The sequence below is a fragment of the Paludibacterium sp. genome, from assembly GCF_019232825.1.
Taxonomy (GTDB): Bacteria; Pseudomonadota; Gammaproteobacteria; order Burkholderiales; family Chromobacteriaceae; genus Paludibacterium.
Map to the genome: position 1 here is coordinate 1 of NZ_JAFAND010000075.1, position 20890 is coordinate 20890.

The window sequence follows — 20890 nt, forward strand, 5'->3', positions numbered from 1 at the left end:
CGTAATTCCGCTTGGACGTGGCTGAGCTTATAGCTGATGGCGGCGAGCAGGCTGCGTGCTGTCTCCAGCTCGTGCCAGGGCGCCAATTGATGGACAAGGCGATCGACGGTGAATTGGATATCGCGCAAATCGCGCTCGACGGCGGGGTCGGCGGAACGACTAAGAACCGCTAACAAAATATATTTCGCATGTTTGGGTAGCGTGCGTTCGCGAAGCAACGCACGGCCTTAGGGCTCGCACAAGACGTGCATTGCCTGCGGCGAATGCACGCTACAAGACTTGTGCGGATGCCTTTCGCAGTTTGGGTAGCGTGCGTTCGCGAAGCAACGTACGGCCTGAGAACTCGCGCAAGCCGTGCATTGCCTGCGGCGAATGCACGCTACAAAACCTGAGCGGATACCTTTCGCAGTTGGGTAGCGTGCGTTCGCGAAGCAACGCACGGCCTTAGGGCTCGCTCAAGACGTGCATTGCCTGCGGCGAATGCACGCTACAAGATGCTTTGCCGGTACTTTTGTTAGCGATTCTAAGCCCCCTGGAACCCTAAGGCCTGTTTGCAGGCCCTAGGGCCAGGTTGACATCTTCCCGGTCCGTTTTAGTTAGACCGCTTTAACGCACGCCGCCCTGGCGGGATGGACTGCGTTTTACGCCGCAGTCCCCGCCACACTCCCTGCATGGTTTCCGCTTCTCGCCCGCTTTCCGGCACGCGTTGAGCGGAAGTTTCCTCACGCTCGCACAAGGAGCTCCCATGCATACCCTTCCCTTATCTCGACGCCTGTTGATCATGGCCTGTCTGGCGCTCATCGCCGCATCTGGCTGTCTCGCGGCGGCGGAACCGCCGGCGCAGGCCAATACCGCCGACGCGACGGAGGCCGCCGCGGCCATCGCGCAATTGGCGGACATCCGCGCCGCCATTCATGCCAAAGCGGCCAATTGGCAAGCACGGCTGACATCCGTGGCGAGCCTGCCCCTCGCCGCCAAGCGGCGCCTGGCTGGCGTCCCCGAAAGCCGCCCCCATCAGCCTTCCTTCACCAATGCCGCCTTCCGCCGCCAAAACACCAAAGCGCTACCGGCGCAATTCGATTGGCGCAGCGTCAACGGTCACAGTTACGTTTCGGCGATCAAAAATCAGGGGCACTGCGGCAGTTGCTGGGCTTTTGCCGTGACCGGCGCACTCGAGTCGCAGGCGATGATCAGTCAAAATCTGCCAGACCAGAATATCGATCTGTCGGATCAAGTGGTGTTGTCATGCAGTAAAGCGGGAAGCTGCGATGGTGGCTGGCCGGATCAGGCGTCCGCCTTTCTGACGCAAACCGGCACACCCGGAGATAGCTACTTTCCCTATACCGCGACGGACACCGCCTGCGGTCAGGCCGCCAGCGGCTGGCACAAAGCCGCCTACCGCCTGCAGAGCTGGCAATACGTGGTCAGCAACGCCACTCCCAGTGTCGATCTGCTGAAGAACGCGCTCTACAATACCGGGCCGCTGGTGACCACCATGCGTGTGTATGAGGATTTCTACTACTACGGTTCGGGCGTCTATAGCCACGTTTCAGGGAATTATGTCGGCGACCACGCGATTGTGATCGTCGGCTGGGACGACGCGGCACAAGCCATGATCGTCAAAAACAGCTGGGGAACCGACTGGGGGGACAACGGATTTTTCCGTATCGACTACTCGGAGCTGAGCGGCGACACGCAGTTTGGCGACCAGATGACGTTGGCCGATGGCCCGGCCATCACGCCATCGCTGACGCCGCCGAAGACCCCGGACAAGCTCAAGGCGCCGGTCGGCGGCAATGCCGCCGTCGAGCCCGCGTTCATCTGGCGTCCAGTCGCGCATGCCCAGCGCTACTATCTGACCGTGCGCGCCAGCGATGGCCAAGTCGTGCTGACAACGGATTACGCGGCCGCGTCGTTAGGCTGCGCGCTCGACATCGCCAGTTGCAAAGCGCGCCCTAAAATCGCATTGACGCCGGGCCAGTCCTATCGCTGGTCGGTACTGGCGGCCGGCCGCGCGGGTTATAGCGACTGGAGCGCGGAACAATCGTTCACAGTGCGCGCCGAGTAATCCGGACCGGTCCGGGCTCAGGCCTCGCGCCGCTCGTAGAGCGCCTGCGCCAGCGTGCCCGGATCGACATGCTCCAACTCGCCGCCGACGGGCATGCCGCGCGCGATGCGCGACACCTTGAGACCGCGCTGCTTCAACAGCTCACCGATCATGTGCGCGGTCACCTCGCCCTCGGCGGTGAAGTTGGTGGCCAAAATCACCTCTTCCACCACGCCATCTTGCGCCCGCAGCAGCAGCTTATCGAGATTGGCCTCGCGCGGGCCCAAGCCCTCCAGGGGCGAGATGCGCCCCATCAGCACGAAATACAGGCCTTCATAGCACCGAGCCTGCTCCAGCATCAACAGATCGGCAGGCATCTCGACGACGCAAAGCTGACGTTGATTGCGCTCGGCATCGGCGCACAGATTGCACAAAGGGGTTTCGCTGAACGTATTGCAGCGCTCGCAGTGCATCAGATTCTTCAGCGCGCGGTCGAGCGCACGCGCCAATTTCTCCGCGCCGGCCTGCTCGCGCTGCAGCAGATGAAACGCCATGCGCTGGGCCGATTTCGGCCCCACGCCCGGCAACACCTTCAACGCGGCGATCAGTTGATCGAGCGAAGGGGGATTTTTCATCAGAAGGGGAATTTCATGCCCGGCGGCAGACCGAGACCCGCGGTAAAGCCGGACATTTTCTCCTGCGTCGTGGCTTCTACCTTGCGCACCGCGTCGTTGACCGCCGCGGCGATCAGGTCTTCCAGCATTTCCTTGTCGTCGGCCGCGTCCGCCAGCAGACTCTCGTCGATCGAGACGCGCTTGACGTCATGGCCGCAGGTCATGACGATCTTGACGAGTCCGGCGCCGGCCTGGCCCTCGACTTCGACGCGGGTCAGCTCTTCCTGCGCCTTTTTCATGTTTTCCTGCATTTGCTGCGCCTGCTTCATCAGCCCGGCCATACCGCCTTTTCCGAACATTGCTTACGACTCCTGAATGGGTTGAATGGTATCCGTGAGCAGCCGGGCGTCAAAATCACGCACAAACTGCTGCACAACCGGATCGGTTTCCAGCGATGCCCGTGCCGCGGCAAGCAGCGCCTGGCGATCGCGGGCATCCTTTTGCGCCGGCGTTTCGAGTCCCAGATCCTCGACGCTGACCGTCACGGACAATGCGTCGCCGAAACGCTCAGCCAGCACGAGCTTCAGTTTTTCCTGGTAATCGCGCGCCGCCAAGTGGCGGAAGCTATCGGGCACCGCCAGCGCTAAATGATGGCCGTCAAACGACTTGAGCATGGCATTTTGCGCCAGCATGCGCGCCGCCCCCATGCGCGGGCCGAGTTCGCCGATCAAGGCGATCCAGTCGCCGTCGAATACCGCGAGTTCGGCCGGTTCGGGCGGAGGCGGATCGAAATCGCCGTCCGGCGGCGGCATGCCGATCGCGGTCTCCTCCGGCTCCTCGTCCCACGGCGCCGCGTCATCGTCTCGCGCGGGACTGGCCACGGGCGCGGCGGCCTTCACGGCGGCCGGAGGCGCCGCTGGCTCAGGCTCCGGTTCGGGCGCGGATTCGGGCTCGGACGGCGTCGGCTTGACCGCCGGCGCCTCCGCGCGCGGCCCGCGGCCGGAAAGCTGGGCCAATAAACCCTTGGCGGCAGCGGCACCCTGCGGACTGGCCGCCACCGGGCGCGATTCCGGCTTCGGCGCCGCCGCAGGCCGGCTGACCGCGGCCGGTGGCGCGGCGCCCTCGCCCGCTTGACGCGGGTGGAACGCCAGCATGCGCAACAGCGTCATCGAAAAACCCGCCATCTCATCCGGCGCCAGCGCCAGATCGCGTCGTCCGTGGAGCGCGATCTGGTAATAAAGCTGAACATCCTCCGGCGCCACGCGGGCCGCGAGTTCGGCGAGCACATCGCGCTCAGGCTCATCGTCGGCAACGGCGTCCGGCACGGTCTGCATCAGCGCGACCTGATGCCACAACAGCGCCATTTCCGCCAGCGCGCCGTCGAAGCTGATGCTGCGCTCGGCAAGCTTGGCCGCCTCTTGCATCAGCCGCGCGCCATCGGCGTCGGCCAGCGCGTCGGCCAAGGTAAACAGATAGCGGCGGTCGACGGCGCCCAGCATGGCGCGCACGGCATCCTCGCGCACCTCGCCCACGCCGTAGGCAATCGCCTGATCGAGCAGCGACAGCGCGTCGCGCATCGACCCCGAGGCCGCTCGCCCCAACAGCGCCAGCGCGCCGGCATCGAACGCCACGCCCTCTTGCTCCAGCACGTGCGCCAGATGCCCCGAGATCTGCTGCGGCGTCATGTTGCGCAGATTGAACTGCAAACAGCGCGACAACACGGTGACCGGCACCTTCTGCGGGTCGGTGGTCGCCAAAATGAACTTCACGTGCGCCGGTGGCTCTTCCAGCGTCTTGAGCATGGCGTTGAAGGCACTCTTCGACAGCATGTGCACTTCGTCGATGATGTATACCTTGAAGCGGCCGATACTCGGCGCGTACTGCGCGTTCTCCAGCACTTCGCGGATATTGTCGATGCCGGTGTTGGACGCCGCATCGATCTCCAGCAGATCGACAAAGCGGCCGGCGTCGATCTGCCGGCAAGCGGCGCACTCGCCGCAAGGTTCGGCGCCGATGCCCTGCTCGCAGTTGAGGCTCTTGGCCAGAATGCGGGCGATGGTGGTTTTGCCCACCCCGCGCGTGCCGGTCAACAAATAGGCATGGTGCAGCCGCGCGTCGGTCAACGCGTTCTTCAACGCGCGCACCACGTGCTCCTGGCCGACCAGATCGGCAAAACGCTTCGGCCGCCACTTACGGGCAAGAACTTGATAGGTCATGGAGGCGGATTCTAATGGCAATTGTTCAGGATGGCGAAATCTTTTCCAGAAAAATCAGCTTGGCACCTGGCCATAGACCGATGCCATGTAGCGCGACTTGATCTCGCGCGCGATCTCTTGCGCCACTTTGGCGTAGAGCGTGCTCTTATTGTAACGGGTGATCGCATAGAAGTTGTTGAGACCGAGCCAATACTGCGTCACGCCCGGCGCCACTTCCAGCGGCACCAGCACCGCGCGGACGTCGCCCGCAAGCGGCACCTGCGGCCGCACCCCCATCCCGGCCAGTTCGGCCACCGTGTAATGCAGATTGAACTTATCGGCGACAAGCGCATCGACGTTCGCGCCCGGCGCCACATCGGCGGGGATCACCGTGTCGTCGCCATGGGTCCAGCCATGCAGATGGAAATAGTTGGCCACGCTGCCGATGGCATCGTCGGGGTTGTTCCAAATATCGCGGTGTCCGCTATTGTCGAAATCCACCGCCCATTTGCGGAAGCTCGACGGCATGAACTGCGGCCAGCCCATCGCGCCGGCGTACGATCCTTTGAAGGTCAGCGGGTCGAGCCGCTCCTCGTGGGCCAGCAGCAATAGCTCGGTCAGCTCGTTGCGGAAGTATTCGGCGCGGCGCGGATAATCGAAGCCCAGCGTCGAGAGCGCGTCCACCACGCGGAAACTGCCGGTGTTGCGGCCATAGTGGGTCTCGATGCCGAGAATCGCCACCACCATTTCCGGCTCGACGCCGTACTGCTTCTCGGCGCGCGCAAGCGCATCGTGGTGCGCTTTCCAGAAATCCACGCCGTCGTTGAGCAGTTTCTCGTTGAAGAAGCTCGCGCGGAATTGGTACCAGGGGCGGGAAGTGGCCGGACGGTCCATGATCTCGATGATGCGCGGCTTGGCGTCGACATTGGCGAACACCGCCTCCAGCTCGGGACGGGAGAACTGGCCGGTGGCGACTTCCTGGTCGATGTAGCGTTGCACATCGGGACGGGCGAGAAAGGCGGCATCGGCATGGGCCAATACCGGGGCGGCGGCGACCAATGCCGCTAAAATCGTTTTCTTCATGACATCCATTCTTGCTTTGGCGGTTATTCACCGTAAGACAGGGCACTCGACACCAGCCGGGCGGTGATGTCGACGATGGGGATCACCCGCTCGTAGGCCATGCGCGTCGGCCCGATCACGCCGAGCGTGCCGACCACCAGGCCGTTGATGCGATAGGGCGCGGTGACCACGCTGCACTCGCCCAGCGTGATGACGCCGGACTCGTCGCCGATATAGAGACTGACACCTTGCGCCTCGCGGCTCTGGTTGAGCAGGCCAAGCAGCTCGGTCTTGCGCTCGAACGTATCGAACAGCTCGCGCAGCCGGTTCATGTTTTCGGACAAGTCGCGCACGTGCAACAGATTGTTGCCGCCGCTGATCATCACCGCCTCCTCGGGCACGCGCATCGACTGGCGACCGAAATCGAGCGCGGCGGACATCAATTCGGTGATGTCGCGCTTGAGGCCAACCAGCTCGGTCTCGAGCCGCTGGGCGATGCCGCTCATCCCTTGCCCGGCGTAATGTTGATTGAGAAAATTACCGGCCTCGATCAGCGCCGCCGGCGCGTAGTCGCACGCCGTTTGGATCAAGTGGTTCTGCACGTCGCCATCGAGGGTTACCAGGATCAACAGCACGCGGCGGTCGGACAGGCGCAAAAACTCGACTTGGCGGAACGCCACGTCGGAACGCTGCGGCGTCACCACCACGCCGGCGAAATGCGTCAGCTCGGACAGAAGCGTGGACGCGGCGTGCACCAAACGCTGCGGGCTGTCCGGCTGCAGGCCCGACTCCAATTCGCGCACCGCCTCGCTCTCCAACGGGGATACGGTCAACAGCCGATCGACGAACAAACGGTAGCCCCGCGACGTGGGCACGCGGCCGGCCGAGGTGTGCGGCGCGGCGACGAGCCCCATGTCCTCCAGATCGGACAGCATGTTGCGGATGGAGGCCGATGACAGGTCAAGCCCGCTAGCCATGGCCAGCGTGCGCGACGCGACCGGCTGGCCATCGGCGATGTAAAGCTCGACCAGGGTCTTGAGCAGACGTTCAGAGCGAGGATTGAGCATGCGTTGCATTCTGGCACAACCCTCCATGCAGCGACAGCGCTATTGCGGCCATCAGGGGAAAAATGATTTTGTACAATTTCAAGTGACAAATCTGAATTGATTACGTACACTATCAAAAAAACCGGCAAGCCGCGCAAACGGCACGCCGGCTACTGGATAAGATGGAGGCGGGCGAAAAATTGGCAAGACCCGCGCCGGTTTCATTTGTTGGCCTCCTGCTTTATGCGATAATCCGGCCCTTGACGGCATTTACTTTTGATTGATTGGAGATAGCATGGCGGAGCGTACCGAAGACAAGAGCCGCGCCCTGGCGGCCGCCCTTGCGCAAATCGAAAAGCAGTTCGGCAAGGGGTCGATCATGCGCATGAGCGACAATCAGATCACCGAAAACCTGCAGGTGATCTCCACCGGCTCGCTGGGTCTGGACTTGGCGCTCGGCGTCGGCGGTCTCCCGCGCGGCCGGGTCGTCGAGATCTACGGCCCGGAATCTTCGGGCAAAACCACGCTTTGTCTGCAAGTCGTGGCCGAAGCGCAAAAACTGGGCGGCACCTGCGCCTATATCGACGCCGAAAACGCGCTGGATCCCGTCTATGCCCAAAAGCTCGGCGTCAAGGTCGAGGACCTGCTGATCTCGCAGCCTGACACCGGCGAGCAAGCGCTGGAGATCTGCGACATGCTGGTGCGGTCGAGCGGCGTCGATGTCATCGTGGTCGACTCGGTGGCGGCGCTGGTGCCCAAAGCGGAAATCGAGGGCGAAATGGGCGACTCGCACGTCGGCCTGCAGGCCCGACTGATGTCGCAGGCATTGCGCAAGCTGACCGGCAACATCAAGCGCACCAACACGCTGGTCATCTTCATCAACCAGATCCGCATGAAGATCGGCGTGATGTTCGGCAACCCGGAAACCACCACCGGCGGTAACGCGCTCAAGTTCTACGCCTCCGTGCGTCTGGATATCCGCCGCATCGGCAGCATCAAGAAAGGCGAGGAAGTCGTCGGTAACGAAACCCGTGTCAAAGTCGTCAAGAACAAGGTCTCGCCGCCGTTCAAGCAAGCCGAGTTCGACATTCTTTATGGCGAAGGCATCTCGCGCGAGGGCGAAATCATCGAGATGGGCGTGCAGCACGGCTTCATCGAGAAGTCCGGCGCCTGGTACAGCCATAACGGCCAGAAAATCGGCCAGGGCAAGGACAATGTGCGCGAGTATCTGAAAGAGAATAAGACCGTGGCGCAGGATATCGAGCGCAAGGTTCGCGAAACCGTTGGCGTCACCGTCGCCATGACCGAAGACGGCGGCGACCCGGAGCCGCTCGACAGCGACCTCTAATCCCATGAAGAAAAGTTTGATGGCGCGAGCCGTCGATCTCTTGTCGCGGCGCGAGTATTCGCGCCGCGAACTCATTCTCCGGCTACGCCCGCATGCCGAATCGCCCGAGGAGCTCGAGCAGGTCCTGGCCAAATTGGCGGACCGTGCCTGGCAATCCGATCAACGCTTCGCCGAGCAATTCACCCAGAGCAAGGCCGGCAAATATGGCAGCCAGCGCCTGCGCATGGCGCTACGCGAAAAGGGTGTCGACGATGAAACCATCGCCGAGGCGTTGGCCGGCCAGGACGATCTAGCCGCCGCGCGCGCCGTTTGGCAGCGAAAATTCGGCGTGCCCCCCGCCTCGCCGCAAGACAAAGCGCGCCAAACACGTTTTCTCGCCGCACGCGGCTTTCCGCAGGAAATCATTCGCAAAGTTCTCGGCGGAAGCCTCGACGATAACGAATAAGCCATCGCACGGCTTGCCAGCAAGCCGTAGCCTTGCGACACTATGGCCATTCCATTCGGGGCGACCATGACGTACGCGTAGCGTTATGGTCAAAGCCTAAACAAACACAGACGAATCTATGAAAACCGCTGAAATTCGCCAGAAATTCCTGGACTTCTTCGCCTCCAAAGGACATCAGGTGGTGTCCTCCAGTTCGCTGGTGCCAGGCAACGACCCGACGCTGTTGTTCACCAACGCCGGCATGAATCAATTCAAGGACGTATTCCTTGGCTTTGACAAGCGCTCGTACAGCCGCGCCACCACGGCGCAAAAATGCGTACGCGCGGGCGGCAAGCACAACGATCTGGAAAACGTCGGCTACACCGCACGCCACCATACGTTCTTCGAAATGCTGGGTAATTTCAGCTTTGGCGACTATTTCAAGCGTGATGCGATTCACTTCGCCTGGGAATTCCTGACGAGTCCGCAATGGCTCGCCATCCCAGCGGACAAGCTGATGGTCACGGTCTACGCGACCGACGACGAGGCCTACGACATCTGGTCGCGCGAGATCGGCGTGCCGGCGGAAAAGATCGTCCGCATCGGCGACAACAAGGGGGCGCCCTACGCCTCGGACAACTTCTGGCAAATGGGCGACACCGGCCCTTGCGGACCGTGCACCGAAATTTTCTACGATCACGGCGACCACATCTGGGGCGGCCCTCCGGGAAGCCCGGAAGAGGACGGCGATCGCTTCATCGAGATTTGGAACTGCGTGTTCATGCAATTCAACCGCGATGACAGCGGCACCATGCACCCGCTGCCCAAGCCGTCGGTCGACACCGGCATGGGTCTGGAGCGGATTTCCGCCGTCATGCAGCATGTGCACGCCAACTACGAAATCGACCTGTTCCAGAACCTGATCGCCGCCGCGGCGCGTGAGACCGGCGTACCCGCCAGCCAAGAAACGCCGTCGCTCAAGGTCATTGCCGATCACATCCGTGCCGTGTCCTTTCTGATTGCCGATGGCGTGCTGCCGTCCAACGACGGCCGCGGTTATGTACTGCGCCGCATCATCCGCCGCGCGATCCGTCATGGTTACAAGCTCGGACAGAAGGGACTATTCCTGCATCGTCTAGTGGCCGATCTGATCGAACAGATGGGTACCGCCTATCCCGAACTCGCTCTCCGCCAAGCAGAGATCGAAGACGCCTTGCGCCAGGAGGAACAGCGCTTCTCCGAAACCCTCGACAACGGCATGGCCCTGTTGGAAGCGGCACTGGCCGGCAACCAAAAACGCCTGGACGGCGCCACGCTGTTCAAGCTGTACGATACCTTCGGCTTCCCCGTCGATCTGACCGCCGACATCTGCCGCGAGCGCGGCGTCGAGGCGGATCTGGACAGCTTCGAACAGGAGATGGAAGCCCAGCGCGCCCGCGCTCGCGCGGCCTCCAGTTTCAAAATGGCCGGCAATGTCGAGTACAGCGGTGCCGACACCCATTTCCACGGTTACGACAAGAGCAGTGTCGACGCGACGGTGCTCGCGCTCTACAAGGGCCAAGAACAGGTTAAGGCGCTCGCCCCCGGCGAGGAAGGCATCGTCGTGCTCGACAAGACGCCGTTCTACGCCGAAGGTGGCGGCCAAGTCGGCGACCGTGGCGAAATTTCCGCCGTCGGTGGCGTCGAGGCGCTGTTCGACGTCGTCGATACGCAGAAGATCCAGGCCGCGGTATTCGGCCATAAGGGCCGGCTGGTCAAGGGCTCGCTCAAGGTCGGCGATCAAGTCGCCGCCACCATCGACCTGCACCAACGTCAGGCGACCGCGCGCAACCACTCGGCCACGCACCTGCTGCACGCCGCCTTGCGGCATGTCCTGGGCAGCCACGTCGCCCAGAAGGGATCGCTGGTCAATCACGAGCGTACCCGTTTCGACTTCGCGCATACCGAACCCGTCAGTGCCGAGCAAGCGGCTGAAATCGAACGCGTGGTCAATCACGTGATCGCAGCCAATTACCCGGTCAGCGCCGGCACCATGGCCTACGACGACGCCATCCGCGCCGGCGCCATGGCGCTGTTTGGCGAAAAGTACGGTGATGAGGTGCGTGTACTGAAGATGGGCGATTTCTCCACCGAACTGTGCGGCGGCACCCACGTGGCGCGCACCGGAGATATCGGCCTGTTCAAGATTGTGTCCGAAAGCGGCGTCGCCGCGGGCGTGCGCCGGATCGAAGCACTGACCGGCGAAGGGGCGCTCATCCACATTCAGACGCAGGATGCGCTGCTGCGCGATTTGGCGTCGCGCCTGAAGGCCCAGCAAAACGACGAAATCGTGGCGCGCGTGATCACGCTGCAGGACCAAGCCAAAACGCTCGACAAGGAATTGGCGCAGCTGAAACAAAAGCTCGCCGCCAATGCGGGCGAAGCGCTCATCGACCAGGCGCACGACGTCAAAGGCGTCAAAGTGCTTGCCGCCGAGCTGCCTGGCGCGGACAGCAACGCGTTGCGCGAAACGCTGGATAAGCTGAAGGACAAGCTGAAAACAGCCGCCATCGTATTGGCCTCTGTTCAGGATGGCAAAGTCTCGCTGGTGGCCGGCGTCACCGCCGATCTCACTGGCCGGATCAAGGCCGGTGAACTGGTCAATAGCGTGGCCAACCAGGTTGGCGGCAAAGGCGGCGGCAGGCCCGACATGGCGCAAGCCGGCGGCACCGACCCCGCGCCATTGCCCCAGGCACTGGCCGGCGTTGCCGACTGGGTAGCCGCCAAGCTTTAAACCAAGACAGCCCGTGCTTAGGCACGGGCTTTTTCTTTCGAGACAGAACGTCTTCTCACCCTTGCCGGAAAGATTAGGATCATGCGCGCGTTTTGGCGGTGTTTCTTAGCGATCTGCTTACTATCTGCCCTCCCCGCACGGGCCGAAAGCCCGGAGCCCAACGGGCTGATCGCCGCCACGGAAGAGTGGCCTCCCTTCCAGCTCACCGACACCAATGGTGCTGCCGCCGGCATGAATGTCGACATGGTGCGCGCCATATTGGTCCAAGCGGGGCTCTCGGCCCAGATCAAGGTCTACCCCTGGGCGCGAACGCTTTTTCTCGGCGAGCACCGGCCCAATACGTTGATTTTCAGCCTGTCGCGCAGCAAAGAACGTGAGAACGGCTTTCTTTGGATTGGCGAACTGATGCGCCGTAACGACTGGTTCTACCGCGCCACCGGGCATGACAGCGTCTCCCCGGGCTCGCTGGACGAGGTCAAATCCTGCTGCGCCGTCTGCGTGGAGCGCAAGGATATCGTCGAAGACGATCTGCAGCGGCTAGGTTTCCAGCCGGGGCGCCAGTACATTACCGCGGAGAGCTTCGCCGACTGCATGCGATTGGTTCAGAAAGGCGCCCTGCCGCTATTGGTGAACTCGCCACAAGGTTTGTCCTGGGCAATGAAACAACACCACGATGTCCAAGCCGGTTTTCAAGCGGTGATTCCGCTCCCCAGCGCCGCGCAGGAGCCGCTCTATTTGGCGGCCAGCATCGGTACCCCGCCCGCGACGGTCGCGCGCTTGCGCGCCGCCTTCCAAACCCTGCAGCTTAATGGCACGCTGGAACAGATCCGGCGTCAATTCAGCGAACGCACCAAACCCTAACGGGCCCTCATCCCCGCATTCCGGGCCGCTCGTTACCGCGGCCCCCTCTCCCGGAGCAACCTTGCCACGCCTCTCGTGTCAGGGCATCATTTTAAATATTTTCCAACAACGTATGTAATGGATAATTATCAATCCATTTACTCGCAACAGGAATGCTCATGGGAAATCCGCCAATCAACAACATCTCAGCAACCGCATTAGCCTCGCCACAGTGGTGGCAGGAAATCGCCCTGCCGACATCCTTCGCACTCCTGCTCTGCCTATTTTTATTTTCAGCCGGCGGCATGTTGGGGTTTTGGCTTTCGCGGCGCCAGCGTCGTCCTTCCGAGCATCCCATCCAGGCCGATCAACCCCAGATGGACCCGCAGGCACTGATCAGCCACGAGGTACGCACGCCACTTTCCGCCATCGCCAGATTGCTCGAGTTAACGCTTGCCGAAGAGGCCAGTGGGAAAAACCCCCGGGCGTTGCTGCGCACCGCCTGGCAGGCAACGGCCTCTCTGCAGCTCCTTCTGGATGATTTGATCACACAAAGCCGGCTTGATCGCAATGAGCTTGTGCTGCATCCCGTGCCCTGCGACCTGGCGCGCCTCATGGAGGAAATCCGTCAAATTTACCTGCCCATCGCCCAAAGCCGCCAGTTGATGCTGCGGTGCGAGACACGTCTGCAGGTCCCCATCGTTCTGATCGATCCGCTGCGCTTGAAGCAGATTCTGCACAACTTGCTTTCCAATGCGATCAAATACACCCATCACGGCGGCATGACGCTGCTTCTGGCGACGGAAACAACGCCAACAGATGAATGCCGGCTGCTGGTCACCCTGCACGACAGCGGAATCGGTATGCCCTCTGCTTTGCGCGCGGCACTTGATCAGCCGTTTCAGCCGACCGGCGAAGCGCGCCGCCAACAATACGGCGGCCATGGCTTGGGTCTATTCCTCTGCCGGCAATTGGTGCGCCGAATGCAAGGCGACATGAACATCGACAGCGCGCCCGGGCGCGGCACCAGCATCCAGCTTGCCTTTACCACCGCCATCGGCGGGCAGGAACAGCCGCATGGCGAAACCCCCGCCATCGAATGTCTGACGGGGCTGCATATTCTGCTCGTGGAAGACGAGTTGGCCAATCGTGCCCTCCTCGAACGCGATCTCGTCAAGTTGGGACTGGACGTCACGGCCTGCGGCAACGGCATGGATGCGCTGCATCTGTGGCGGCAACAGACGTTCGACATCCTACTGATCGACCGGCACCTGCCTGGCATCAACGGCCCCACCCTCGCGCGTTACATCCGCCGCATCGAGCGCCACCGCCAAGGCAGACCGCATCAAACGCTCATCGGTATGACCACCGGCAACCGCCTTGACGAACACAGCGGTTCCCGTTTCGATGCCTGGCTGGAAAAGCCGATTGAACCCAACCTCTTGGCACGGGTATTGCACCGATGTCTCGTTAGTCTCACGCCGAAGAATCCGTTGAACTTGCCCATGCTGCGTCAGCTCATTCGCGGTGACGCCGCTTTCGGCAAGCAATTTCTGGACGCTGCGCACGAGAGCATTCAGGAGGACCTGCGCGCGCTTGGCGCCGCACGCCAAACGCACGACCTGATCAAGCTCGCCGAAATCCTGCATCACCTGCAGGGAGTTACCCGGCTGATGTGCGACGAGCTGATCACATTGCGCTGTCTGACGCTGGAGCAAGCGCTCAAGGAGACAGACGAGCAGCAGGTCAGTCTGCTCCTCCCTCAGGTTCAACGGGACTTGCGCGCGTTATGCCTGGCGCTGCAGACCTGCCCGCCCACCTTGGCGGAAACCCCGCCAGCACCGCATCAAGCCAATAAGTCGTAGCACAGTTTGATGATCAATCCACCGGTCAAGCAGAGGAACAGCTTGCGGACGAAGACGGTGCCTTGCCGGATCGCCAGCCAGCTACCGGTAAGCGCACCCAGAATATTGCAGGCACCCATTGGGATGGCGTAGCGGTAAAGCACATGATGCGCGGGGATGAAGAACATTAGGGCGGCAATGTTGGTCGCCAGATTCACCAGCTTTGCGGACGCCGATGCATGAATGAAATCGAAGCCGTAATAACGGATGAACAAGAAAATGAGGAAACTGCCCGTACCGGGCCCAAATAAGCCGTCGTAGAAGCCGATGGCCGCACCGAACAACAACGCCATGACCTTCTCGCGCGTGCCGATGCCGCGCGGCACGTGCAACGCGCCGAAATCCTTCTTGTGCAAGGTATACCAGCCGATGAGCAGCATCAGTACCAGCACCATGGGACGCAGAACGCTTTTGGGTACCAGCGATACGGCGGCCGCACCGACAAAGGCCATGGCAAACGCCGCGCTCGCGGCCGGCAAAATAACCGCCCAGGGCAAACGCACCCGCTTGAGGTAGCTGCGCGCGGCAAAGGACGTGCCGAGCGCCGAAGCGAGCTTGTTGGTACCGAGCAAATTCACCGGCAGCGCCGTCGGCAACAGCGCAAAAATAGCGGGGATCTGGACCAACCCACCGCCACCGACGGCGGAGTCGATCAACCCGGCACAGAAGGCAAACAGGCACAGCAAGGACAACGTCAGCATGAGGCACTCCCGAACAAGAGCGACAGCTTACCCCGTTCCGCCCGCTCATGGTTGCAACTCGACGTTGCAAAAAATGCAATAATAGCTTTTTGCCAGGGAAGTGACGCATGAAGTCGCTGTGGAATATCGAAGCATTCTGCACCGTCGTGGAGAGGAAGAGCTTTGTCATTGCGGCACGCGTATTGGGCGCCTCCCCCAGCGCCGTCACCCGTGCCGTGCAGGCGCTGGAAAACGAACTGAACACGCTGCTCCTGGCGCGCTCGCCGCGCCAATTCAGCTTGACCCCCGCCGGTGAGCTCTATTACGAGTCGGCGCGGCAAATGCTCCACATCCAGGAAACCGCCGACGAGGCACTGTCGCAATTGCGCGCCGCGCCACGCGGCTGGCTGAGATTGGCTGCGCCGCAGATGATGTCTTGCCGGGTACTGCCCGACGTCCTGGCCACGTTATCCGTCCGCTACCCGGAGTTGCGCTTTGACATCCGCTATAGCGACGCCACTTTGGATCCTGCCCAAGAACAACTCGATTTAGTCATTCGCGGCGCCTTCCCCATCGACAGCGATCTCATCGGCTACCCGCTATGGCCTTATCACCGCCATCTGTATGCCAGCCCGGCCTATGGGCAACGGCTGGGGTTCCCCGAAGAGCCCGAAACGCTCGGCGAGCATGTCATTTTGATGCACACCGCACCACGCATCCTGCGTTCGTGGAATTTTCTTGGCGGTGGACGTCAAATTAGCCTCAACATGCGGGCCAGCCACCGCATCGACAACGGCCTGGCACTGTTGGCGGCGACTGAAGCGGGGCTCGGCATTGCCCGTTTATCCGACTGGGTGGCCGAACCGCTGGTCCGGCAAGGACGGCTTTGCCGCGTCTGCAGCGAGTATCGGCTGGTTTCCGCACGCGGTGAGGATCCGCAAATGCACGCCGTCGCCGCGCAGCGGCGCTTGCCGGCACGTACGCGGCTATTGATCGACGCGCTGATTGCCCAGCGCCCGGCGCTAAACCCAGCAAACCTCGGGCGATAGACTTTCAAGGAAATGCGCCATGCGCGGCAGCCGGCGGACCAGTGGCCACCATACGCAACGCTGTTCTCGCGCCAAGCGAATCAAGGCACAGGCACGCGTCTCTTCGCCAAGACTCAACGCAAGCGGAACCAACAGCCCAGGACAGCAATAGTGTGTCTTGGCTTCCGCCGTCCAGCTGGCCAGACGCTGCAGCGCCTCGCTCGACGGTTGGCGCATTGCGCCAACCCACAACTGGATAATCTGTTCCGGCGCATTGCCTGGGGCCGCCTGCACGGCAAAGACGGCATGGCGATGCGCCGAGTCGTGCTGCCCTTGTGCGGCGAGCACCAACGCATGCATGGCCTGAAATAAAGACGCGCTCATGCCCTGCTCTCCTTGGGCCAATGCAAACGCATGCGCCTCCTCGTCGCGCCCCATGGCATGCAATGCCCACAGCTTGAACGGCAAGGCAGGCGCAAATCCCGAGTCGCGCGCCAGGCAACCATGCAGCATCTCTAGCGCGGCATCGAATTCGCCGCAGGAAAGATGGTACAGCGCCTGATAGAAGCATACCTCCGCCGGCAAGCCGTTTTGCTCCCGTGCTTGATGAAACAGATTCGCCACGACTTGGTCGTTGTCACACGCCAAACGGGTCAGCCAAGCCATGACGCCGAGCGCCGCAGGTTGGCTTGGCGCCAGTTCCAGCGCCTTTTCCAACGCGATCCGCGCCTCGCTGAATGCGCGCGTCGGCCAGAGGGAGCCTTGCGTGACCAAGGCCAAAGACGTTTCCGCCATGGCCACCAGAGAGGGAACGTGCAACGGATCCTGCAGCAGGCCCATTTGCAGATATTGTTGCGCCAGGCTGAGATCGCCCAATTCACGCCGACGCAGGCAGCGGCGCGCCATCACGTGGGACACCATGACCTCGCCCAAGGCGGGTTTGGCCACTGTGCTACTCTGCGGCGCCAGCCGCGTCAAGACACATTCGGCGATATCGTCCATCTGCCGGCTCCAGGTATCGCAGGGGTCGGGCAGAAAGGTATCGCGAAACAACAGGCTCTGTCCCAACGCATCGACAAGTTCGATGGTCAGCAAGCGCTGATCGCCATCCTGGCAAAACTCGCCCGTCAAATAGCAATCCAGTTCCAGCTGATGACACAACGACAACAGCGCTTCCGGTCCATCCTGACCACGCGTCAGCGCCGCAGGCACCATCGAGACCCCAGCCGGCAGCCGGCTGCTGATTGCGTCCATCAACCGCGCGTGCAGCAAAGCGGCCTCGTGTCGTTCTCCACCGGAAAAAGGCAAGATGGCCAGCTTGCTCGCCTGCGTAGAATGACGCTGCCGCTGCACCGGGGTCACCGGCTTGCAAAAGCGGTATCCTTTGCCATAGACGGTTTCAATGAATTTATTGTTTTTGGACTCGCGCAGTAGACGCCGCAAGGAGTAGATACAGCGCGTCAGCGATTCGTCGCCGACCAGACTCTCTCCCCAGACCTTGTCGATGATGGTGTTTTTGTGAACCAGGTTGCCCCGGCCTTCCAACAAGGTAATGAGAACCTGCAACTCTTTGGGCGGAATGGAGACATCCTGACCGTGAAAACTCATGGCGCCATTGGCGTGAAGCACAAAATCATCGAATAAATAGTCATGCGACAAGACATGATCCCTGTTCATCTCTCACTTCCACCCCAAAGCATTGATCTTGGTCCAAGCGCAGCTCGCTTAAACAACCTTTAGGGCCATAATGAAGAGATTGGTAAGAATCACCTATCGGATGACTCTGAAAGAATGCCGTCCTTGTCAGATCCCCCATTGATCGGCGTCGCCCTGACACGATTTCCGGTCGATCAACCAGGCTAAACGCTGCAGCCCCGCCGCTTTCTTGGGCTCTTTGCGCAAGTGGTAAACCTGGGCCAGCGCCCGCAGATAGTCGGTATCGTCAATGTCCAGCACACACAAAGCGTAAAAGACCCGTTCCGCCTCGTCGGCGCGTTGCTGATGAAACAGCCGCGCGATGTAGCCAACCACCAATAACCCAGGCCAGTCGGCCTCGCCCGCTCTCCCCCATTGCAGTGCGCTAGACATGCTATCCCTCACCCCCGCTGCGTTTAGGGCCTGTCTGCAAACTATTTGCGGCTGCGGCCGGTGTCCGCCGGATGCAGCGCGAGGAGTGCGCCCCGCCGCAGTGTCATTCACTGCAAGGGACAAGCGACAACGCGATGCGCCGGCGGATACCGGCCCCGAAGGGCTGGCCTGGTAAACGGCCATCTGCGTCGTTGGGCGGCTTGGCCCTAGAATGACTAAGGCCGGCGCCTCCCGCCTAGCATCTGGCCATTTGCCAGGTCAGCGCAGTTCACAAATAGTTTGCAGACAGGCCCTAGCCCAAACCCAAACCATCCGCCGTGCCGGCCGTGTCGCCGACAGCGGTAAAGGCAGCGTAGCCCCTGCTATTTTTTGGGCTTGCAGAAAACGCTCTCAACGGGTTTCCCCGCTGGCGTTGATGGGTAAGAAGCCGGGCCCGCAGCCGCGGGGAGCAAATCGCTAACGCCCGGCCAGGACGCGCGGCGACAAGCCAAACTGGCGGCGAATTTCATTCGAATAATGCGAGGACGAGGCGAAGCCGTGACGAATGGCAACACACGTCAACGTCTCTCCGCTCAAAATGGCGTCCAGCATGGCGCGGCGGGCGCGCCAGGCCATGCGCGCGGACTTGGCGCTTTGACCTAGCGCTTCGTTGCACAAACGCCGGAAATGCGCGAGCGACACGCCATAGTCTTGGGCAAGCGCGCCTAACGAACGCTGTTGCACCGCATCGGAAAGCAAATAGCGAATCAGCCAGTAGCTTTCCAGCTTGCGCAACCGGTCCAACAACCGCAGAAAAGCAGGTTCGAGGCCAAATAGCCACATGTGGATGAACCAGGCATCAAAGGCTTGCGCCGAGCTCATCGCGGAAAGGGGAAGAGACAACACGCCGGGGGCGCCGTCGCCGGCCGTTGCACTTGGCTTGGTCGCGCCATGCTCGATAAAGGCCAACAGGCGGCAGACAGGTAAAACAGACCGCCGCAACGCAATCAGCCTGCCCGATAGGGTGCGAATCTCGCCGGCGCAAGCGACGAAGAGGTGATGTTGGCCTGATGCAATACGGTACCGCTGGATTGTTCCATCGGCAGATAGCGCCAGTTCGGCCGCGCTGTGGAGCGGACTCAAGTGTAAGAGGTGCGTGGCGGACAAGCGCCACACCGCCGGCATACTGGCTTCTTGCGTCGGTGGGCAAGGGGGCATGTTTCTCTCCCAACTGAGCGCCTGGTACGAGCTCAATATTTAAATAAGAATTAAAAATATTTTAAAAACCTTCTGCCGTGAAGACGCAAGATGATTCCAGCCGCGATCATTGCCGGCCCACCACCGGAAAAACACGAGTAGAATCGCAGTTCGATCACACGGAAGACCCTATGAACCTCACCCGATTCAGTGACTACGCGCTCCGCGTGCTGATTTGCAGCGCCGTCGAGCCGGCGCGGTTGTTTACCATCGCCGAAATCGCTGATGGGTATGGCATTTCGGAAAATCACCTGATGAAGGTCGTGCATCGCCTCGCAGTGCTTGGCCTGCTGGAAACGGTGAGGGGCAAAAACGGCGGTCTGCGCTTGGCGCGCCCGGCCGATCAGATCAATCTAGGCGAGGTGCTCCGTCAAACCGAACAAGGGCAACCGTTGGTGGAGTGTTTCGAAGGCGGGGCAGGCGGCTGCCGCATCGCCCCGGCCTGCCAGCTCAAAACCGCGCTGAAGGAGGCCGAGCACGCCTTCTATGCGGTACTGGATCGCTATACGCTGGCGGACATGGTGACCGAGCCCGCGTCACTGGCCGGACTCTTGCCCGTCATCCGTATCGAATCTTAAATCAGCGCCCCCTCCCCTCACGCCGATGACGCGGCGTCCGACCAAACAACCTCTTCCCGCCAACCAAGCTCAGCAAAATCACCGGCTCTCCTCGGCGCATCATCCGCGCGGAAAATTCATCCCGCTGAGGGGGCGCGACCGCCGTGTCCGCCAGCATGGCGTGAATTTGACGGCCGAGCCAGATCGGCATCCGACAAGGACGTGCAATAGGCGAATCGACAGAGGTGCTGCGACAGACTCATGGAGATCTCCTTACTCACCAAACATACTGTCTGCCAGACAGCATAGTCGTCGCGAGACATTGTCGCCGCAGGTGTCCCAAAACGACAAACCCCAGCCATGACTGACTGGGGTTTATCCAAACGCCATGGGCCAGGCGGTTCGCCCTAGCCCAAGCCGCATCACGCCTTTTTGACAAAAGCCGACTTCAACTGCATCGCGCCGATGCCATCGATCTTACAGTCGATATCGTGATCGCCTTCCACCAAACGGATATTCTTCACTTTCGTGCCGACCTTCACCACCAGCGATGATCCCTTGACCTTCAAATCCTTGATCACGGTGACCGTATCGCCATCAGCAAGCAGGTTGCCGTGCGCGTCGCGTACTTCAAACCCCGACTCGGCCTCCGTCTCGGCGGTGGCGGACCATTCATGTGCACATTCCGGGCAAATCAACAGGTCTCCGTCCGCATACGTAAACGTCGACCCGCATTGCGGGCAAGCTGGCAAAGCTTCCATGTTCTTTTCTCCTTCAGATCATGGCAAATAAAAAACCCCAGCCATTTCTGGCTAGGGTTCTATGTGGGTTGGCTCCCCGAGCAGGGCTCGAACCTGCGACCTGCGGATTAACAGTCCGTCGCTCTACCAACTGAGCTATCAGGGATCAAGAGAGTGCGAACTATACCGACGAGAACCTTGCCTGTCAACGCTTTGCCGGCTTAATTTTGCGCTGGTGGCCGAGCCAGATTGCCGAGTGGGAACTAAGCCCATGAAGCAAAAAGCTTATCAGCCAGAGTCAGTGTTTG

Annotated in this window: 18 protein-coding genes and 1 tRNA gene; 8 read left to right on the plus strand and 11 right to left on the minus strand. The window is 61.3% G+C overall.

The annotated features are described in order from the left end of the window. Positions 1–745 precede the first annotated feature (745 nt). A complete protein-coding gene (locus JOZ06_RS09585) occupies positions 746–2068 on the plus strand; it encodes a C1 family peptidase (RefSeq protein WP_293231816.1) in 1323 nt (440 codons plus the stop codon). Positions 2069–2085: 17 nt separating this feature from the next. On the opposite strand, the gene recR is transcribed toward JOZ06_RS09585, so the two are convergent. Genes recR through hrcA form a run of 5 tightly spaced genes read right to left on the minus strand, consistent with a single transcriptional unit; the run spans position 2086 to position 6985 of the window. Further along, positions 2086–2682, minus strand: a complete 597-nt coding sequence (gene recR, locus JOZ06_RS09590) for a recombination mediator RecR (protein WP_293231818.1) — start codon at positions 2680–2682, stop codon at positions 2086–2088. Continuing rightward, positions 2682–3020, minus strand: coding sequence for a YbaB/EbfC family nucleoid-associated protein (locus JOZ06_RS09595; RefSeq protein ID WP_293231820.1), 339 nt, complete (start codon positions 3018–3020; stop codon positions 2682–2684). Before JOZ06_RS09595 ends, recR begins: the two co-directional genes overlap by 1 nt. A gap of 3 nt (positions 3021–3023) precedes the next feature. Then, complete coding sequence (dnaX, locus tag JOZ06_RS09600; RefSeq protein ID WP_293231822.1) at positions 3024–4877, minus strand: DNA polymerase III subunit gamma/tau; 1854 nt, start codon at positions 4875–4877, stop codon at positions 3024–3026. Positions 4878–4931: 54 nt separating this feature from the next. Continuing rightward, positions 4932–5939 (minus strand): lytic murein transglycosylase B, encoded by a 1008-nt coding sequence (gene mltB / locus JOZ06_RS09605; RefSeq protein ID WP_293231824.1) that lies wholly within the window; start codon positions 5937–5939, stop codon positions 4932–4934. Between the two features lie 23 nt (positions 5940–5962). Next, entirely contained in the window at positions 5963–6985 is a 1023-nt protein-coding gene (gene hrcA, locus JOZ06_RS09610) for a heat-inducible transcriptional repressor HrcA (protein ID WP_293231826.1), read from the minus strand. A gap of 274 nt (positions 6986–7259) precedes the next feature. On the opposite strand from hrcA, the gene recA reads away from it, so the two are divergent. The 5 genes from recA to JOZ06_RS09635 all read left to right on the plus strand — a co-directional run bounded on the left by recA (position 7260) and on the right by JOZ06_RS09635 (position 14214). Continuing rightward, positions 7260–8312, plus strand: a complete 1053-nt coding sequence (gene recA, locus JOZ06_RS09615; RefSeq protein WP_293231828.1) for a recombinase RecA — start codon at positions 7260–7262, stop codon at positions 8310–8312. A gap of 19 nt (positions 8313–8331) precedes the next feature. Further along, positions 8332–8757, plus strand: coding sequence for a recombination regulator RecX (gene recX, locus JOZ06_RS09620; RefSeq protein ID WP_293231830.1), 426 nt, complete (start codon positions 8332–8334; stop codon positions 8755–8757). Positions 8758–8875: 118 nt separating this feature from the next. Further along, the gene (alaS, locus tag JOZ06_RS09625; protein WP_293231832.1) at positions 8876–11509 is read left to right on the plus strand and encodes an alanine--tRNA ligase; all 2634 of its coding nucleotides are present in this window, start codon (positions 8876–8878) and stop codon (positions 11507–11509) included. A gap of 81 nt (positions 11510–11590) precedes the next feature. Beyond that, positions 11591–12370 (plus strand): transporter substrate-binding domain-containing protein, encoded by a 780-nt coding sequence (locus tag JOZ06_RS09630; RefSeq protein ID WP_293231834.1) that lies wholly within the window; start codon positions 11591–11593, stop codon positions 12368–12370. Between the two features lie 158 nt (positions 12371–12528). Further along, positions 12529–14214 carry an ATP-binding protein gene (locus tag JOZ06_RS09635; RefSeq protein WP_293231836.1) on the plus strand — a complete coding sequence of 562 codons (1686 nt, stop codon included), beginning with the start codon at positions 12529–12531 and terminating at the stop codon, positions 14212–14214. On the opposite strand, the gene JOZ06_RS09640 is transcribed toward JOZ06_RS09635, so the two are convergent. After that, positions 14196–14954 (minus strand): TSUP family transporter, encoded by a 759-nt coding sequence (locus JOZ06_RS09640; RefSeq protein ID WP_293231838.1) that lies wholly within the window; start codon positions 14952–14954, stop codon positions 14196–14198. The two genes, JOZ06_RS09635 and JOZ06_RS09640, sit on opposite strands and share 19 nt — an antisense overlap. Before the next feature lie 107 nt (positions 14955–15061). On the opposite strand from JOZ06_RS09640, the gene JOZ06_RS09645 reads away from it, so the two are divergent. Then, positions 15062–15982 (plus strand): LysR family transcriptional regulator, encoded by a 921-nt coding sequence (locus JOZ06_RS09645; protein ID WP_293231840.1) that lies wholly within the window; start codon positions 15062–15064, stop codon positions 15980–15982. Here JOZ06_RS09645 and JOZ06_RS09650 read toward each other — a convergent pair. The 3 genes from JOZ06_RS09650 to JOZ06_RS09660 form a co-directional block, all read right to left on the minus strand. Next, on the minus strand, positions 15956–17638 hold the full coding sequence (locus tag JOZ06_RS09650; protein ID WP_293231842.1) for a winged helix-turn-helix domain-containing protein: 1683 nt from the start codon (positions 17636–17638) through the stop codon (positions 15956–15958). The genes JOZ06_RS09645 and JOZ06_RS09650 overlap by 27 nt on opposite strands. Positions 17639–17764: 126 nt before the next feature. Beyond that, a complete protein-coding gene (locus tag JOZ06_RS09655) occupies positions 17765–18049 on the minus strand; it encodes a hypothetical protein (RefSeq protein WP_293231843.1) in 285 nt (94 codons plus the stop codon). A gap of 456 nt (positions 18050–18505) precedes the next feature. Then, the gene (locus tag JOZ06_RS09660) at positions 18506–19246 is read right to left on the minus strand and encodes a helix-turn-helix domain-containing protein (RefSeq protein ID WP_293231845.1); all 741 of its coding nucleotides are present in this window, start codon (positions 19244–19246) and stop codon (positions 18506–18508) included. 170 nt (positions 19247–19416) lie between these two features. On the opposite strand from JOZ06_RS09660, the gene JOZ06_RS09665 reads away from it, so the two are divergent. Continuing rightward, complete coding sequence (locus JOZ06_RS09665; protein WP_293231847.1) at positions 19417–19863, plus strand: Rrf2 family transcriptional regulator; 447 nt, start codon at positions 19417–19419, stop codon at positions 19861–19863. A gap of 401 nt (positions 19864–20264) precedes the next feature. Here JOZ06_RS09665 and JOZ06_RS09670 read toward each other — a convergent pair whose 3' ends face one another. Beyond that, positions 20265–20603, minus strand: a complete 339-nt coding sequence (locus JOZ06_RS09670; protein ID WP_293231849.1) for a zinc ribbon domain-containing protein YjdM — start codon at positions 20601–20603, stop codon at positions 20265–20267. A gap of 69 nt (positions 20604–20672) precedes the next feature. Beyond that, positions 20673–20748 (minus strand) — tRNA-Asn (locus JOZ06_RS09675). Positions 20749–20890: the final 142 nt, after the last annotated feature.

What these genes read in the sequence shown, in the direction of transcription:
- JOZ06_RS09585 (WP_293231816.1), top strand. Translation starts at nt 746, where the DNA reads ATGCATACCCTTCCCTTATCTCGACGCCTGTTGATCATGGCCTGTCTG.
- recR (WP_293231818.1), bottom strand. Translation starts at nt 2,682, where the DNA reads ATGAAAAATCCCCCTTCGCTCGATCAACTGATCGCCGCGTTGAAGGTG.
- JOZ06_RS09595 (WP_293231820.1), bottom strand. Translation starts at nt 3,020, where the DNA reads ATGTTCGGAAAAGGCGGTATGGCCGGGCTGATGAAGCAGGCGCAGCAA.
- dnaX (WP_293231822.1), bottom strand. Translation starts at nt 4,877, where the DNA reads ATGACCTATCAAGTTCTTGCCCGTAAGTGGCGGCCGAAGCGTTTTGCC.
- mltB (WP_293231824.1), bottom strand. Translation starts at nt 5,939, where the DNA reads ATGAAGAAAACGATTTTAGCGGCATTGGTCGCCGCCGCCCCGGTATTG.
- hrcA (WP_293231826.1), bottom strand. Translation starts at nt 6,985, where the DNA reads ATGCTCAATCCTCGCTCTGAACGTCTGCTCAAGACCCTGGTCGAGCTT.
- recA (WP_293231828.1), top strand. Translation starts at nt 7,260, where the DNA reads ATGGCGGAGCGTACCGAAGACAAGAGCCGCGCCCTGGCGGCCGCCCTT.
- recX (WP_293231830.1), top strand. Translation starts at nt 8,332, where the DNA reads ATGGCGCGAGCCGTCGATCTCTTGTCGCGGCGCGAGTATTCGCGCCGC.
- alaS (WP_293231832.1), top strand. Translation starts at nt 8,876, where the DNA reads ATGAAAACCGCTGAAATTCGCCAGAAATTCCTGGACTTCTTCGCCTCC.
- JOZ06_RS09630 (WP_293231834.1), top strand. Translation starts at nt 11,591, where the DNA reads ATGCGCGCGTTTTGGCGGTGTTTCTTAGCGATCTGCTTACTATCTGCC.
- JOZ06_RS09635 (WP_293231836.1), top strand. Translation starts at nt 12,529, where the DNA reads ATGGGAAATCCGCCAATCAACAACATCTCAGCAACCGCATTAGCCTCG.
- JOZ06_RS09640 (WP_293231838.1), bottom strand. Translation starts at nt 14,954, where the DNA reads ATGCTGACGTTGTCCTTGCTGTGCCTGTTTGCCTTCTGTGCCGGGTTG.
- JOZ06_RS09645 (WP_293231840.1), top strand. Translation starts at nt 15,062, where the DNA reads ATGAAGTCGCTGTGGAATATCGAAGCATTCTGCACCGTCGTGGAGAGG.
- JOZ06_RS09650 (WP_293231842.1), bottom strand. Translation starts at nt 17,638, where the DNA reads ATGAACAGGGATCATGTCTTGTCGCATGACTATTTATTCGATGATTTT.
- JOZ06_RS09655 (WP_293231843.1), bottom strand. Translation starts at nt 18,049, where the DNA reads ATGTCTAGCGCACTGCAATGGGGGAGAGCGGGCGAGGCCGACTGGCCT.
- JOZ06_RS09660 (WP_293231845.1), bottom strand. Translation starts at nt 19,246, where the DNA reads ATGCCCCCTTGCCCACCGACGCAAGAAGCCAGTATGCCGGCGGTGTGG.
- JOZ06_RS09665 (WP_293231847.1), top strand. Translation starts at nt 19,417, where the DNA reads ATGAACCTCACCCGATTCAGTGACTACGCGCTCCGCGTGCTGATTTGC.
- JOZ06_RS09670 (WP_293231849.1), bottom strand. Translation starts at nt 20,603, where the DNA reads ATGGAAGCTTTGCCAGCTTGCCCGCAATGCGGGTCGACGTTTACGTAT.